The sequence below is a fragment of the Pseudomonas sp. GW822-FHT03F08 genome, from assembly GCF_058801265.1.
Genome location: NZ_JBXANC010000005.1, coordinates 130,102 through 145,785 on the forward strand (window position 1 = coordinate 130,102; position 15,684 = coordinate 145,785).

17 protein-coding genes are annotated in these 15,684 nt (G+C 57.8%); 1 reads left to right on the plus strand and 16 read right to left on the minus strand.

Annotated elements, in window-relative coordinates:
* Positions 1 to 676: 676 nt before the first annotated feature.
* Entirely contained in the window at positions 677 to 1,495 is an 819-nt protein-coding gene (locus AC1RME_RS14055; protein ID WP_493091440.1) for a toll/interleukin-1 receptor domain-containing protein, read from the plus strand.
* Between the two features lie 67 nt (positions 1,496 to 1,562).
* Here the strand turns inward: AC1RME_RS14055 and AC1RME_RS14060 are convergent, their stop codons facing one another.
* The 16 genes from AC1RME_RS14060 to AC1RME_RS14135 all read right to left on the minus strand — a co-directional run bounded on the left by AC1RME_RS14060 (position 1,563) and on the right by AC1RME_RS14135 (position 15,682).
* The gene (locus AC1RME_RS14060; RefSeq protein ID WP_493091441.1) at positions 1,563 to 2,069 is read right to left on the minus strand and encodes a lysis system i-spanin subunit Rz; all 507 of its coding nucleotides are present in this window, start codon (positions 2,067 to 2,069) and stop codon (positions 1,563 to 1,565) included.
* Positions 2,069 to 2,494, minus strand: a complete 426-nt coding sequence (locus AC1RME_RS14065) for a cell wall hydrolase (protein ID WP_493091442.1) — start codon at positions 2,492 to 2,494, stop codon at positions 2,069 to 2,071. The genes AC1RME_RS14060 and AC1RME_RS14065 overlap by 1 nt, the downstream gene beginning before the upstream one ends.
* A gap of 57 nt (positions 2,495 to 2,551) precedes the next feature.
* Complete coding sequence (locus tag AC1RME_RS14070) at positions 2,552 to 3,232, minus strand: hypothetical protein (protein ID WP_493091443.1); 681 nt, start codon at positions 3,230 to 3,232, stop codon at positions 2,552 to 2,554.
* The gene (locus tag AC1RME_RS14075; protein WP_493091551.1) at positions 3,232 to 3,537 is read right to left on the minus strand and encodes a hypothetical protein; all 306 of its coding nucleotides are present in this window, start codon (positions 3,535 to 3,537) and stop codon (positions 3,232 to 3,234) included. The genes AC1RME_RS14070 and AC1RME_RS14075 overlap by 1 nt, the downstream gene beginning before the upstream one ends.
* Before the next feature lie 8 nt (positions 3,538 to 3,545).
* Positions 3,546 to 6,686, minus strand: a complete 3,141-nt coding sequence (locus AC1RME_RS14080) for a TipJ family phage tail tip protein (RefSeq protein WP_493091444.1) — start codon at positions 6,684 to 6,686, stop codon at positions 3,546 to 3,548.
* Positions 6,687 to 6,756: 70 nt separating this feature from the next.
* Positions 6,757 to 7,365, minus strand: coding sequence for a tail assembly protein (locus AC1RME_RS14085; RefSeq protein ID WP_493091445.1), 609 nt, complete (start codon positions 7,363 to 7,365; stop codon positions 6,757 to 6,759).
* Between the two features lie 44 nt (positions 7,366 to 7,409).
* On the minus strand, positions 7,410 to 7,829 hold the full coding sequence (locus AC1RME_RS14090; RefSeq protein ID WP_493091446.1) for a hypothetical protein: 420 nt from the start codon (positions 7,827 to 7,829) through the stop codon (positions 7,410 to 7,412).
* A gap of 30 nt (positions 7,830 to 7,859) precedes the next feature.
* On the minus strand, positions 7,860 to 8,627 hold the full coding sequence (locus AC1RME_RS14095) for a C40 family peptidase (protein WP_493091447.1): 768 nt from the start codon (positions 8,625 to 8,627) through the stop codon (positions 7,860 to 7,862).
* 2 nt (positions 8,628 to 8,629) lie between these two features.
* Positions 8,630 to 9,331 carry a phage minor tail protein L gene (locus tag AC1RME_RS14100; RefSeq protein ID WP_493091448.1) on the minus strand — a complete coding sequence of 234 codons (702 nt, stop codon included), beginning with the start codon at positions 9,329 to 9,331 and terminating at the stop codon, positions 8,630 to 8,632.
* Positions 9,332 to 9,387: 56 nt separating this feature from the next.
* A complete protein-coding gene (locus AC1RME_RS14105; protein WP_493091449.1) occupies positions 9,388 to 9,663 on the minus strand; it encodes a tail fiber assembly protein in 276 nt (91 codons plus the stop codon).
* On the minus strand, positions 9,660 to 10,019 hold the full coding sequence (locus tag AC1RME_RS14110) for a hypothetical protein (protein WP_493091450.1): 360 nt from the start codon (positions 10,017 to 10,019) through the stop codon (positions 9,660 to 9,662). The genes AC1RME_RS14105 and AC1RME_RS14110 overlap by 4 nt, the downstream gene beginning before the upstream one ends.
* Positions 10,019 to 11,176 carry a hypothetical protein gene (locus AC1RME_RS14115; protein WP_493091451.1) on the minus strand — a complete coding sequence of 386 codons (1,158 nt, stop codon included), beginning with the start codon at positions 11,174 to 11,176 and terminating at the stop codon, positions 10,019 to 10,021. Before AC1RME_RS14115 ends, AC1RME_RS14110 begins: the two co-directional genes overlap by 1 nt.
* 8 nt (positions 11,177 to 11,184) lie before the next feature.
* Positions 11,185 to 11,526, minus strand: coding sequence for a phage tail protein (locus AC1RME_RS14120; RefSeq protein ID WP_493091452.1), 342 nt, complete (start codon positions 11,524 to 11,526; stop codon positions 11,185 to 11,187).
* On the minus strand, positions 11,513 to 14,971 hold the full coding sequence (locus AC1RME_RS14125; protein ID WP_493091453.1) for a phage tail tape measure protein: 3,459 nt from the start codon (positions 14,969 to 14,971) through the stop codon (positions 11,513 to 11,515). The genes AC1RME_RS14120 and AC1RME_RS14125 overlap by 14 nt, the downstream gene beginning before the upstream one ends.
* A 10-nt stretch (positions 14,972 to 14,981) precedes the next feature.
* Complete coding sequence (locus AC1RME_RS14130) at positions 14,982 to 15,275, minus strand: DUF1799 domain-containing protein (RefSeq protein ID WP_142579744.1); 294 nt, start codon at positions 15,273 to 15,275, stop codon at positions 14,982 to 14,984.
* Positions 15,276 to 15,292: 17 nt separating this feature from the next.
* Positions 15,293 to 15,682 (minus strand): phage tail assembly chaperone, encoded by a 390-nt coding sequence (locus tag AC1RME_RS14135; protein WP_493091454.1) that lies wholly within the window; start codon positions 15,680 to 15,682, stop codon positions 15,293 to 15,295.
* Positions 15,683 to 15,684 lie beyond the last annotated feature (2 nt).

A 15,684-nucleotide genomic window follows, 5' to 3' on the forward strand; every position in this document is an offset into this window, starting at 1 on the left:
GGTCGAGTGTCGCAGTGCGCTACGCACTTTGCTAGAACAGATTCTGATCAAAGGATAGAAGCTTGCCGCGGCTCATGAGCTTTCGGCTATGGCCGCTTTAAGGCGAGGAATTCATCGGCACAATCTTTAGTAATCGCTGCAAAGTAAACTTCAGCAATTGAAATTCGAAATGCGCTGTTTGGCAGATTGCGGCTCTCCGCGAAGGACCACTATGGTTCGGACGCAGCCGTGACTGGAAGCTAATGGCCGAAAGCAGCTGATCACTATAGCTCGTCGCCTCACCCTCGCCCGCTGGCTGCACCTCAATTACTGTACATGCATACAGAACTTGTACAGCGAATCCGTTTCCATGAATTTCGACCAAGCCAAATCACTCCGCCTCCAGCGATGGCGCGCCACTCTCGATGACCAGGACTCTAATGCTAGTTCCTGTGCGCCGATATGGTCCGTCAGGGATGGCCCCGCACTGACCAAGAATTGCGCAAAGTTTTTTCGATGCCGTAAAAAGGTGGACTGGCCGACACCTCCGAATGATTAAAATCGTTAAGCACGTGAAAACGGATGAAGTGCTAGGTCTTTTTAGATCATTAACCCTCATGATAGGCTTCGACTTGAAAGATCGTTACGCTCTCAAACTGATGCTAAAACCCACAACGTCTAAACATGAGCACACAACATGTCACAGAAGACAATTTTCCTCTCACACATACACGAAGAAAAAGCACTTGCACTTATCATACAGCAAGCGATAGTAGATGAGTTCAGCGGCTTTGTTGATGTTTTTGTTTCATCAGATGGAACCAGCATTCCAGCTGGCGCAAATTTTCTAAAAAAAATAGAAACCGGATTAACCAACTGCGTAGCAGCAATATATTTAATAAGCAACACGTCCGTAAAGCGAAACTGGATTAACTTCGAGCTCGGAGCGATATGGATAAGAAACCTAATTAATATAAACGAAGAAAAGAATGAAATCCCTTTGCTTCCGATATGCCATTCAGGAGCTTCACCAAGCACTCTGCCGTCACCTCTGAATAATCTAAACGCTATATCGGGCAATCAAGCTAGTCAGCTTGAATTCGCATTCAAGTCTCTACAATCTGCGGTAGGCGGTAAAGGAAAACTAAAAACAGATTTCAACGAACTGGCAGAAAAGTTAATTGATTTTGAGCACACACACAACTTAGGTTCAAATATAGCAAAAGCAATTAAACTTTTGCTCCCAGCAAAAGAACTAAAAGGACTAATTGAAAGTTGCGAGCGCTTAGACCCAACGAGGCAAGAGCTCTGCATGAAATTAGAAAACATTGAAGTCTCAGCCGTCAAAAAAGTACGAGCAATGGCTAACAACGAACTACATTCAATTATAAGAATAGAGTCGATATCATCAGGCTTTGGGTTTGGACCGAATGGCTCCACCAGCATGGAGTCAATTAATCTGTATTTATCCCCAAAACTAATTGTCGATGCAAAAAAAATAATACTTGACACTTAAATTTCTCCAAAAATAACTACCCAGCAGGTCCGACACATCGAAAGTCAACAGCTTTTGAGTTGAGCCCCTACTGGCGACTCAATCCGTTGATGTAATCCTGACACGCATGCAGCGCGATCAGTCCCCTGTCCCCGGTGTTGGTGATGGCGATAATTCTTTGAGCATGCGCTGGGTCAAGTTCGGCTCGTACGGGGCCATGAACCACGCTGCCGGCGCTGGTGGTGGCAGGCACTGAACAGCCGCCGGCTGAACCCGCATCGAGGAGGACTGACAGCCGCAGATCAGAAGTAGCGAGGCGATCGCGCAGGCGATCCTGGTTCTTTTGAACATCGCTCAGTTCCTTGTAGTGGGTTTGCTCGCTGGCCGCCAGCCGCTGCTCGAGCGCCAGCCGCTTGTCCTGCTCGGCCTGCTGGGCTGTGGCAGCGGCCAGGGTCAACTGATTGAGGGTTTCGGTGTGCGCCCGGGCCTGCTCCGCCAACTGTTTCCCGTAGCGCCAGTCCTGAAACTGCCAGGCACTGGCGGCGCCGATCAGCAACAGCGCCAGCGCGCCGATCACTTTCCACGGCACAGCCATCACGGCACATCCCTGAAGAAGACGTGACCACCCAGCTTCAAGGTCTGCCTGGCCTTCGCAGCCCAGGCCGGCGGCGTCTTCATGGTGATCGCGTAATAGTGCGTGGCACCGCTGGTGGGATCCTGCAGTTTCCCGTCAATCACCTGGTCCGCAACGATCCGCGCTTGCGCCAGCTCGCGGAACGGAATTTCCTTGGCGCCGCTGAGGTATGGGAAATTGGGGTCGTTCTTGTTCCAGCAACTGAACTGATATGGCTTCTGGCAGACTCCGGCATAGCCCTCGCCCCACCACGAGTTGGTCTTGCCGTCGAAAACGCGATTGCGGATAGACCATGCCACGGCCACTCGGCCGCCCGCGCTCTCGCCGCGAGCCTCGCCCCAGATGGTTCGAGCGAGCACGTCGCGGTCTTTTTCGGTAACAGTCATACTTTTCTCCAGGCAAAAAAATACCCGCTCAATGGCGGGCTACGACAGTTTGGCGGCTCAGCTAATCATTTTTGCGAAGACCGCAGGAAGGAAGAAGTTGAACGGGTTATTGGCCGCAACGGTGACGGCATAAAGCGTGTTCGTGGTGAAGTCCCAGGTACAGTAGAGCTGCCTCGGGATCACGCCCCCCGAAGTCATACTCATGCCGAATGTGTTGATCAGCATGTACTCGTTCTGGGGAAAGTCGAACGGAACAGAGTAATAGTTCCGGTAGAGCCCCTGATCGGTCATGTCTGATTTGATGTACGTCCAGCCCTGAAAAGACCGGGTGAAGCTGGCGTTTGGCGTTCCTGAATCGAACAGCAACTTTCCCGCGCCATCCCATAAACGCATCCCGTAGTCGGCGACCTCCTGCGCGGCGTATGCCCCTACAAAATATCGACCATTCGGCTGCGCTGTGGCGTTGCTGTACGTTCTGACGTAAAAGCCGGTCCAGTTACCTTCAGAGCCAATCAGCCTCACTTTGCTTATGCCAGCGATTCCAGCGACCGTGTCTGGCCGAACGAACACCAGCGGCGGCTCTTGCGAGGTCACGGGGCGAGCGAAATAAGTCGTCGACCCCATGCCCGCCTCTTCAGTCGGCGCGTATCTTCCGCTTGAGATCACCATCAACCTGGCAAACTCAGAGTCGATGATCACCACGTCGCTGTTGTTTTTGAACTCAAGCCCGTATGCCATCAGCTATACCTCATGACGATCAGGCGCATTGTCCCGCTTGCAACTGTGCTTGCTGCGTATCCACGCGTGTAGTTGTAAACGCGAGCAACGTTGTCCAGCAGCTCTGTTTCGAACTGCATTTGCTGGTCGGTGTAGGCGCCAAGAGGAATGACAACAGCCGATCCGTTACCGGGTCCAACGCCCGGTACCGAAAAGTCCTGGCTTCCCTTTGCGAGCGTGAACGTCACAAGTGTGCTGAGTACGACACGGATCGTGAATGAGTTCTCATCAAGCTGAAGCGTGCCGTCGCCCCCCCAGATCCGCATGCCAAAACTCATGCTAAAAGGTCTCCCAGTTGCACCCGCTTGACGCCGTTGCCGTCGAAAACCTTGAGGGCACGGTTGGTAATGGTCAGGCGACCCTGCCCGGCAATTGTCCCGTTGATCTCGAAGACGCCGCTTTTATCCAAGCGCCAGCCCGTCTGGCCAGCCACGTAGTCGTTGGACTGGATGAAGTTTCCGATCATGGCGTTCGTGATTCGGCCGGTGCCGATCACCGCGTCATTGATCAGCACCTGACCACCTTGGATTACGAACGGCGCAACGATACGACCGGCGACGTTCGGATCGAGCACGGCGAATCGGCTCGCCGCCACCAGCACCTGCGATTCGATGATCCCGTCGTTGTTCTCAACACCAACGCCGATCCCGGCAATGTAGGTACGACCGTCCACGGTGAGCTGGGTCTTGATCGCGTACATCGCAGCCAGCTCGTTGACGATCTGCTGCACCTCGACCGCGGCGGCCGCGCCCGTGTTGACTTTCTGCAGCAGGAACTGACCGAGCTGAGATTCGGTGATTTTCCCCGACAGGTACTCGAGGATCACCGTTGCATCCATGCTCGACTGGCCATTGACCGGACCAGTCCAAGCGCCGACGTTGCCACTACGGTCTACCAGTCGTGCCCAGAAAAAGAAGCTCGCACCGGCCGACAGGTTCATCAGCACCATGTCGGATTGCGGATAGGCGTAATCGCCCAGCTTTGTAGCCTTGCTGAAGTCGTTGGTCAGGCCGTACATGACTTCAGTTCGCTGAACATCGGCGGCGCTGAGATCCGCAGGGAATCCCCACTTGAGGCGAATGGCGAAGATCTGCGATTCCGCGTTCAGGAACGTCACCACGGGGGGCGGCGTCGTCTTCCCGTCCAGCTGCGCCTCGGTGCTGTACGCCCAGACACTGCCAATATCCACGGCGTTGATCGCCCGCACACGCGCCACATACCGCCCGGCGTAGATGCCACTGACCTCAATCGCCGAGGTGCCGGTGCGGCCGGCGTAGACCCAGTCACCAGAGTTCTTGCGCCACTCCACTTCATAAGCGATCGCCGTTGGTGAAGGCGTCCAGCCGATAGTCATGACCGTGATCGCCCTGCCCTGATCAACCAGGAAGCGCGTGGACAGGGTGATGTCCGTTACTGGTGCCTGCACGCTCGGTGGAATGATCGTGACCGGCGGCGAATCGATCTTGGTTCCATTGTCGATGTTGCTGTACTTGCCAGGAACGTGTTTTACCGCGCTGATCTCGTAAGCGATTGTCGTGTCGGTGAATCGTTCCGCAACGTTCAGCACGCGGAAGGTCTGCGCGGCCAAGGTCGGGCTTTCGATGGCCCAAATTGACTGCGCGACCGGCGCGACGTCGAACGCCTCGGTTACTTCCACCTCCTGCACGTCCTGCGCGAAACCAGTCTGATCCCAGCGAATGGCCGTAGAATCGAAACGCAACGAGGCGCTGTCGAAGGTCAGCATGCCCGTGGCGAACTTCACTTTACGGGTCTGAGACTTGCCACTCGGCAGGATGATGGTCAGTTGATCGCCGGGGTAGATCTCGACACCTGCGTCCAGCACAACCGAAGTCCGGTCGGCGGTATGGATGCGCCCACCAATGCGCCGGCCGGCGCGGGAGGCGTCGGCAATGCGGATGATCTGGCCAGGACGCGCGATGGCGCCCTCGAGGCCGGTGCTAAACGTGACGGTCTCGGTCTCCAGCTTTGCACTCAGCAAAGCCCATTTGCCCATGCGCTGGGCCTGGCCCTGACTGGTACAGCCAAAGGCACTGATTTCGGTCTGCTGCACGCCATACCGGACGATGCCGTCACGGTCATCGACGTATTCAACCTTGGCCCGGAAGAAATCGGCCGGGTCGTTCCAGCTGACCAGCGCGACGTTGAATCGAGCCTTGCGAGTCGTCCCGCTGTAGCCGAACCTCCCATCGATCACGTTGCCATTGGTGTAGGTGTACACCGGATCTTCCGGCATGTCGGCCACGGCCAGCACCTGGCCCGCGCCCCAGTAGCTCATGCCCCGGAATACACCCGCGAGATCCTGCATGACCTTCAGAGCATCCGCGCGTCCCTGCAGGTAAGCGTTGCAGGTGAAACGCGGTTCTTGGCCGCCCTTCCCGTCCGGCACCAGTTGATCGCAGAACTGCCCGATCCGGTAGAGCTCCCACCGATCAACCTGCAATGCATTCAGCAGGTGGCCCAGGCCAAACCGGTCGTTCATCAGCATGTCGTAATAGATCCATGCCGGGTTGTTGGTGTAGGCCGGCTTAAATGTACCGTCCCAGGTGCCGACATAGGTTCGGTTGTCCGGGTTGTAGTTGCTGGGTACGCGGATGATCCGGCCGCGCATGTGGAACGACCGGGTTGGGATGCTGGAAAACTGGCTTGCATCGAACTTCAGGCCAACCATGGCGCTGTTCGGATAGCGCAACTTCGCGTCGATCACTTCGGTAATAGCGTCGATGTTTGTGGTATCGGCGATGTATTGGTTCGTGCTGTTCGGCGTCAGGCGGCGCACACGCACGGACCAACCGGTGGTGGCCGGCGGCAAGTTGATCCGGTGGGTACGCTCGTATTTGGTGGTGGTCTTGCCATCGAAGGCGGTGCTGATCACCTCCTGATATGGTCCGCCATCGGTGGACACATCGATTGAGTACACCACACGGTAACCGTTCGTGTTGCCATTGCCCGTGTCGGTTGATTGAAGACGCGGCGTCGATAAGCGAATGCGTACGGCGGACAGGTCAAGGTTATTGATCGCACGCACCCATGGGGTGTTGTAACGCAGCTCTACGCCGACGGCGATCTCACTGTCCACCGCCGGGAATCCCGGCATGTAGGTTTGATCCTGCGTCCCGTTACGACTGTCGACGGTCACGCCCGGAAAGTTGATCGTGCCATCAGGGTTCTGGAGCGGCGTTTCATCGAGAGTGATCGAGCGCAGGCCGTCGACCAAGCCGTAGATCTCGCCCTCGCTGATCAAGTCCAGGATGTTTGCGTACGCGATGCTTTGCAGGCTGTCCGGCGCCTCGACGGCCGGTTTTGGCTTACTCTCGCCGCCTTTGGCGCCGGCGATGATTTGCTCGAACAACTGGGTCATCGACTCGCGCGGGATCAGCTCGGTCACTTCGGTCATGCACTTTCTCCAGGCGAAAAAAAACCGCCAGAAGGCGGTGCAGATATTCGGTATGGGTTGGAGTTGGGCGTTACTGCTGGTCTTCGGCGTAGATGCCGGCGCTGATCACCGCGCTGCCGACGATCATCTCGCCATACAGCACGGGCACCGGGTTACCCTGAGCGCTGGTGTTTACCGGACCATTGAAGCTGTAACTGGCTTTGTTGTTGGGGCCGTCTTGGGAAGCGAGGCCTTTGGTTTGGGGGCTGAGCATTTGAATAACGCCGCCGATAGCGACCGCTGCACCAAGCTTCATCATTGGTACACCAATTGCGCCGCCACCGAACGCTGTTACGACCCCACCGATGACGACAAGGGCAGCGCCAACGATTGTTTGAAGCGAGCCGGCTCGCTTTGACCCCGCCAAAACTGGGACGATGCGAATTACGTCCTTTCCGGTTGGATCTGCGAGTTGATCCTCGGCAACATTTCGACGACCAACAAACACTGCAAACCGAATACCTTTGCTTGAGCTTTCGGCCAAATATTTGGCAAACCCCGGGAACTGACGGAAATAACCCATCATGTCCTTCAGTCCACCGCTGGTAATCATGCGGTGGCGGCGTCCGCCAGCTGCCCGAGCCAGAGCCCCAGAAAGCCAAACCTCTTGCATCTTGTCTTGATAGGCAGCCATCACCATAAAAAACTCCGGACATAAAAAAACCGCCTTTCGGCGGTCTTGATTCAAAGGGTCGTGGGCAATATGTCCACGTCGGCTTCGCTGCTGATAAAAATTCGGTACTTCTTGTGCTGCCCTTCAGAAAGGTTCACTTCCCTCTCTCGACGTTCAGCGGCAGTGGCACAGACACCAGAACCGACGATACCCGCACCTACGATAACTTCGCCGGCCGGGATTTTGAACGTGGCAGTCTCTTTGGTTGCGAGCTTCGCCGCCAGCTCGCCATTCACGTACACGCCCATGTCACAGCCGGAGCTGATAAAGCCGGAGTCACGCGTTACCGTTAGCGTGCCAAATGGCGACTTGGGCGTCACTTGGTAGGCAAAAACCTTGGTGGATTTTACCGCCTGTGAAGGTGGAACAGCAGAAGTCGAGCACCCGGCCAGCACGGCACCTGCGAGCACGGCGATCAGTAAGCGTCTCATGGAATCCCTCCTTGAAAAGTCAGGACTGTATCACTTGGCATCTCGGTGACGCAGCACCATGCGGGTGTATTCCGCCCACTGGCCACCGTACACATCGCGCCGACTGTCTCGGCCGTACATGTGGTGCAGGATCGACCCCGGCGCGGGATAGTGCTCCGGCTCGCTCTTGAGGATGCCGTCGGCCAGATACACCGCGCCATGATTCGGCACCGGTGAGCGGATCTGCATCAGGATCAGGTCGCCGTGGCGCAGGTCGTTGACCTGGTAGAAGCCGGCGCCCTCGTACAGGTCCAGGTAAAGGTTCTGGCCTTTGTTCCACCAGTCGTCCTCACGCTCGTACTGAGGGAGCTGGATACCCATCTCACGATGGTAGAAATCCTGCACCAGCGTCAGGCAATCCAGCACGCCGTGGTGAAATGGGCGGCCGATCAGCGGAGCGTGATAGCCCTCAGGTGTGATAGTGGTCAGTTCGCCGGCGACCACTTGCTCGTCATCGCCCTTGCGCACCTCCAGGATGTGCCACGGCAAGCCGGATGCCTCGCAAGACACCCGATCAGCCTCGCTGGCTGTTGCCGGGTAATCCGGGTGGCTGTGCACCACCGCCAGCACGGTCCCACGATCTTCTGCGGCGGCAAAGTCTTCGGGCGCCAGCCGAAAATGCTCGCTCGGCGTGGTCGCGGTATTCCGGCACGGGACGTACACCTGTTTGCGGTTTTCGCGGATCACCAGGCCGCAGCATTCACGCGGATACTCGGCCAGTGCGTGCCGCTCCACGGCGGCGCGGATTGTCTTGTTCATGGTCAAGCCCTGATGAGGCCGGCGGCCGGATAGGAGCCATACGGCAATGGGTTGTTCGCGCCAAAGCGCAATTTGCAGCTGGTGGGGCGACCGCCGCATTTGTCACGCGAAGCGTCCGAGGTGATCACATCGAACTCGTTCGCGACCGGCGGCCCGTTGTAGCCGCAGTAAGGACCACGGTAACCGCCAATGGACAGCCAGCGGCAGACGTTGGCCACGATCTGGCCTCGTGGCAGTTGCACGTTGTTGAAGTCCAGCGCGCTGGCCAGCTCGAACTGAATCGCGACGTTGTCTTCTGCGACCTTTCGCTCGATGTACCAGATATCCGGGGGAAATTCCTCGTCGGGATCTGCCTCAGGGTTGCCGCCGGGAAAGTTGACGGCGTCCAGGTAGCGGGTCAGCGTCCGGTGACGCGTCAGCTCCGCGCCCACCAAGTCATCGAAGTAGATGACCAGCGCAGTGATGAAGCCGTCAACGTTACCCACGCTTAGGGTGGGGCTCGGTTGCTGGCCCTGCCCGGTCATTTCGAAGCCCTCCGCCTCGATCGGCCAGGGCGAGTATTCGTTGCCCTGCCACCAGATCGAGGCCGAAAGCGTGTCCGCGTGAAAGCGATACAGCTCGCCGCCGATGGGGGTGGCGTCCAGTTCGTAGAGCGTCACCATCGAGCCAGGCTCGAGGGTCTGGATGTCGGAATTGATTGGCATGCGGTCTCCAGACAAAAAAATACCCGCTCAATGGCGGGTGCGAGTAAAGCTTCGATTCAGTTTGGTGCGGTGGGCCAGGTGATGGTGTTCGGATATCCTGGTTCATCAGGCTGCCGATTCAGTGCGACTCGGTACTTCTTCCACTCTTTCAGCAGCGCTATCTCTGCACCCGTAGCGTCATCGACATCCACCGCATCCTGCAACGGTGCGATTGCCTTGTCGGCGATCGTTCGGCGCCGGAGGTTTTCCGCAACGATGGCCGCCAGCACCTGGTCAGCCGCTGACTTTTCCCTCATTGCCTTCGTGACAAGCTGGCTCCAGTCAATATTCATGGTTGCGCACCCTCTTCCATCGAGGTGGTGAGGACTTCCACCAGCGGCAATGGCTGAGGCAGGGACACAGAGCCGTCCTCAGTAATTACCAACGGCGCGGGGAACGCCTGTTCCTGGCTGTAGTTGGTCGGCAAAGGAAGCATCACCGTCAGCTCGATTTCACCACCAGAACGGTAAATGTCATTCATGAACCAGAACGAATTCACGGCCGTGCGCGGCAATGCATCACCCTCTTCCATCGGGGAAAAATCAAACGGCTCTCCGTTGATTACCAGTGCGTCGCCGCGCTTTTCCATTTCCAGCAGAGGCGGAAAGCCCTGGCCGTTGACGCTGACAGGCGAGAGATTAATTTTCATCAGAACCACCTGCCTATGGCCAAGAAAAAGCAGTTGAATGACCCTGTGTAAATGCTGCCGGCCGGGTCGAAAACAAGGAAAGAGCCGAGCGTGGCAGACGTCGCATCAGCCGGTGAGGTGGTCGTGAATTTGCCGGCGCCCCTGACCCCCAGGAAGGGAATCGGCGTCGATACAAAAGCCGCCGGATAGGCCCAGTTCGTAGTGCCGATCGTGCCGCTTCCGTAGCTAGTGTTCATTGCGATCGAGAGGCCAATGACCAGCAACCGACAAATCATGGTTCCGTCTGCGAACTTCGTATACTGCCCGTTTGCACTCGACCCCGCCTCGACAATCGCCCCAGTTGGCACGCCGCCTGTTTGGCTGACGGTACCCAGAATATTGGCAACGGATGCAGACCCGAGGCCGAGCGTCGTACGCGCAGCCGCCGCGTTTGCATCATCGAGCAGCGTCTGAATGTACGTGCTGACGCCCAGCGTGGTCAGGACAGCACCAGCATTCACATCATCGAGCATCGACCGCGCGAATGACGTCAGCGGCGTGAGATCAGCCGTGTTCGATCCGGTGTAGTACGCCAATCGATCAGCCGCCGGCGTCAGGCCGGAGATTGCCGCCAGCGCCGCAGAGAGCGACTGACCGATGACCGTCCAGTTTGCCAGTGTGGTCGGTGGCAGCGTCGTGAGAATGTACGGTTTGTTCTGTTCATCCGTGCGAATGGCGATATCGCCGCGATTTGCCGGAAGCGCCAGCATGGCCGCCTGGCTGTTCACCGGGTAGACGTTGTTGATCGACATATCCGGCGTCTGCTCGGGACGCAGCTTCCCGTCAGCACCCAGCGAGGCAGCACCACCGGCGACACCCAGCCCTACCGTGGCCGCACTGCCAAGTCCGAGAATGTTGCGACCGTCAGCCGGCGCAGCAGACGCGATCAACTGACGGCCAAGGGCTGTCAGGATGGTCAGCGAAAGAGCGCCAACACCCGTGAAATACGGCAGTCGATTGGCCGCGCCAGTCAGGCCGGACAGCGCCTGAAGGTTGGGGTTGAGCGTCCGATCATCCAGCTCGGCAAAGTTCGCATTGATCTTTGCGCCGCCATCCCGCAGCGGATCGCCCGTGCCATCGTTCGGCAGCGCACCCAGATTAATTTGTGCAAGTGCCATGGTTTACCTCAGGGCGCAAAGACTTGGTTGAAGGTGACGGACAGTCGATAGACGTCGCCGCCCATGTGCGAGGGGCTGCGCTCAGGCGCCCTGAATAGCGACAGTTCGCCAAGTGGTGGCGTCCACTGGAAAGATTTGTGACCGCCATGTCGATCAAGGAATGCCTTGATCTCCATAATTCGCGCCCTAGATCCACTAAACATAAGCGGCCAAGTTCCCACCCGAGTGTTGATTCCATCACCAACTGCCTGGCTGTAACCGTCACCAAACTGAGCAGTGCGAACCCGATCGGTTTCGGTGCCGGTCATTTGGCTGTCCGGGGCCCATGTAAAAACCTCAGGATCTGCCATTCAATTTCCCCCAAATTTGACCGCCAGGCTTGAGCTCCTGAGTAACAACGCGCTTGGCACCTTCGTTAATCATCTGAGCCAATTGCTGGGCGCCCGCGCTAGCGGAGTTGGTATCTGTATTAGTTGTTGTCGAGCCATCCGACTGGACATGGATAGTCGTGTTTATTTGGATGGAGCCAGGATCGCCACCACCAGACATCGCCGCCAGCGCAGGTCCGCCGCCGGTCGTCAATGGCGTGACACTACCGCCGTTGGCACCGGTCATCAGGAACGACCGGCCGCCCTCGTTATAGAGCTCTGGCCCCAGTTCATTGACTTCATACAGAGAACTCGGTGCAACGGGCCCGCCTGCAGCGCGAAAACCTGCAAACGAAACAGATCCAGCACTCGCGTCAATTTGGCTGGCAAAATTGCTCGCACCAGCCTGAGTCGCACCAGAGGTTGCAGCGCCAGTAGCACCACTCCCACCCGTGAAGTAGCTGGTCGCAGCACCTACCAAGCTTCCCAACAGCGCCGAACTGGCCTGCCTGGTCGCAATCCGCGCCATGTCAGCCAGAACCGATTTGGCGAAATCGGCAAACGACAACTTCCCGGTCATGGCGAAATTGACGATCGCGTCTTCCATCGAACTGAAGGCGTTGGTGAAAAGGCTTTTGGTTTGCCCGGCGACATCTCGGGCTGATTCCAGGTAGTTCTGCCACGCCGACGATGCGCCAGCGCTCCAATTACCCTGGGCCGCGGTCATCTCGTCGTAGTTGGCTTGAACCGTGTCATGCAGATCCTGCTGAGTGGCTTTCAGCGCCGCCAGTTTCTGGGTGTACTCGTCGAGGCTCATGCCGCGCGAGCCGTCGCCGTACTGGTTGGCCAGATCCAGCTTTTGCTGGTTGAAGCGGTCGTCGATGGCGTTCTGCTGATCCGTCAGCCCACGCTCCCGATCACCCTGGCCAAGTCCTGCCGCAGCCCGTTCGCCCTGCTGACGCAACGTGTCGACTTGCTGCTTCAACGCGCTGGTGTAGGTCTGAACGGCCTGTTCCTGCTTCCTCAGCCTGCCCTGTTCATTCTTCGCCAGCACATCCAGCTCGCTATCCGCCGCCTTCTGCGCCTTGACCATGTCGGTGCGCGCGTCGGCGATCTTTTGGTCGAGTTGGATGCGCTGCTCGGCGGTGGTGCTGGACTTGCTCTTCGCCGACTCAAGCGCCGCGATCTCGGCCTCGTAAGCCGCCGTGATCTCATCCCGCTCGTTGCCGATCAACGCCTCGCGCTTCAGCAGGTACTCCTGCTGTGAGATCAGCCCGGCCTTTTGCGCGGCATCCAGTTGTTTCTGGGTGTTCGCGTATTCGGCCTGAATTTCCTTGAGAGCGTTTTGCGCGGCGTTGTAACCGGTGAGGTCGACGGCACCGGCTGACGGCCCCTTCTGATCCTTGTTCTTGTCCTTGATGTTCTGCAGCGTTTTGGCGACGAAATCGGCCTGAACCTTCGGGTCATTGGGATTGGCCTTTCTCAGAACTTCTACGTCACGGAGGTAGGCTTTCGTCAGTTTGTCGCGCTTTTCGGCGTTGGTCAGATTCGAGTCGCTGATCTGCTTGAGTCGCTGCTCTGCTTCGATCCCCTCCTTCTGAGTTCGGACTTCGTCCTCTTGAACTTTGACTCGCTGTTCACCTGCGAAAACCATGAGCTGAAGCTGATACAGCTCTTGTTTTGAATCTGCGAGTTTCTTCGCCGCATCGGTGTCGTAGGGATCAGCATTCACAGCGCTCTGCGCGTAAGCCACACTTTGGGTGAGCTCAGCAATTCGCTTTGCAGGCCCTGCCTCTCGGCCGATATTCTTCAGCGCATCCAGCGACTTTTTGGCTTCATCAGTGATGCCCTTCCAGGCCTTTTCGATGGTGCCGAGGTTGTCGGTGATCTCGGTCGAGCGGTTCTTGACCGTATCGGCGTAGGTGTCGGTAAGTAGCTTGGCTGCGCCAATGGTGTCGCCCTGCTCTTTCAGCGCGACGATCTGCGAGTAAACGGAAGCAGTCAGGAAGTGGTATTGATCATTCAGCTCCTTCGCTGCTGCGACCGGGTCCTTTGCGATTTTGACGAACTCGGCAATGGTCGCATCCACGGATCTTCCGGTGGCGTCTTCCATGGCTGCCGCCGCATCAGCGATATCCTTGAAGCTTCCACCGGCGATCACGCCAGACGAAGCCAGCAGCGCCAGCGAAGCGGCAGCCTCACCGGTGGTGCCGTTGGTGGCGCTCACCTGCTGGGCAAGGTCGGACAACTGTCCGGCAGTCGTGCCAGCAGCATTGCCGGTCAGAATCAGCGCCTTGTTGTATTCATCTGTTTCTTTGCTGCCCTGGCTGTAGCCGTAGATCAGGGTCCCGACGGCAGCTGCAGCGGCAACAGTGGCAAGCGCCAATCCCGCAACCCCGAGCGATACGCCACTCATTGCGGGCTGAAGAGCGCCTACCGCGCGCTGCGCGTTCTCAGCAGCTTCTGCCGCTGTATTTGAACTCTCGGCCAGATCAGACAGGCTTTCGCCCGCCTCGCCTGCGTTGTCGGCGACATCCTTGGCATTGGTGGCGATACCGGCAAGCGATTCGCCCAGCACAGCAGCCCCGGCGCCGCCGGTGAACAGCGAGCGGAACTTATCGCGCAATGCATCAAGAGTGGCGCCTACACCGCCGAAAGAATCCTTGATCTGTCCGCCCTGCTGGAGCAGAACGAGCAAAGGGTTTTGACCGCCAGCCAGGCTGGTGAAGATGTCCGTGAACTGCGATGGGAGCTGACGCAGAGCGGCCTCAGTCTGCTTCGAGCTGACACCGGTTTTGCGAAGGCCTTCATCAAAGTCGCCCAGCTTCTGCCGGGAAGCGTCGATTCGGGTCGAGTACTCACGAAAGGTGTCAGCATCGATCAGGCCAGCCGCTTTGTACTTCTGCAACTGGGCCTGTTGCTGATCAAGCTTGTCGAGCGCAGCAATGGCGGGATTGATCTTACCGAGCAGTGCTTGCAGACCTTCGGCCTGAACGCCAGTTGCAGCGGCTGCCTTCTTCGCCGCCTCGGACTCTTTATCCGTCGAACCAACCAGTGCATCCGATTCGGCCTGCAAGCGGCGTTTCAGTGCCGCCAGGCTGCTGACCGAGGATCCTGACGCATCCATTGCTGACGCGTTCGTGCCGACACTGGTGGTCAGGCGCTGGTAATAGTCGCTCGACTCCAGCGAGGCCTTGGCCATCGCCGTCAGCCGCTTCATTGCGTCTTCGGTGGACTCGGAAAGCTTGCCTTCGGCCGAGGCCAGGCCGGTCGACGCGGTTGCCGCTTTGTCGAATCCCGCGGCGACACCACCAGCGGCTTTCTCGGCCTTGGCGCCTGCCTGCGCGAGGTGCTCCAGATCCGTAGCGGCTTGGACTGCCTCACCCGAATCAACGGCAAGGCCTAACTGCGCAATTGTGCCCGACATGAGTGCTCCATTACTTCGATTCGCTCATGACGAGCAGGGCCTCGACCTCCATTGCCTGAAGGTCTGGGAAAATCTCTCTGAGTTGTTTTCTGGATGTGCCGACGAAGTCGGAGACGTCTCGAAGAGCGGTATAATCAAGGCCGGTTGCCCCGCCCATGCCGGTGCGCCACTGAGTGGACATGGCGTTGAAAAGCACGAAGGCCGGCCAGTTCTCAGCCAGCACTTCGCACTCTTCCTCGGGAATGTCAGAGATGGACAAGCCGAACGCTGCCAGATCTGCTTCAGACGGCCCCGGCTCGTACATCAGGCGGGCGACCTTCGTCAGTTTCCCAGGCGAACCGCAGAGAAGGCCTTCTGATAGGCATCAACGATCGCGTCACCGGCACCGGCCGATGTTTCCACCAGTGCGCGGATCGACTCGGGGTTCAATTTGTCCTCGAAGCCCCAGCCAGTTACCAATTGAGTGACCTGTTCGATCTGCCGTTCGACGTGCAAGTCGGTGATCTCGATCAAAGTGAGATCATCACCCTTCGCCTTGAAGCGCTCCTGGTCTTCCTTCGCGCTTTCTTGCCAGCCTGCAAACAGCTTCGCGAGCTCTTTACGATCTCGGTACTTGAACTCGAACGGAACCTTGATCGTGGTACCGCCGACGCGAGGAATGTCCACGTCGGCTTTGAAGGTCGGGTTTTGGGCGATCTTGAACTTGGCCATGG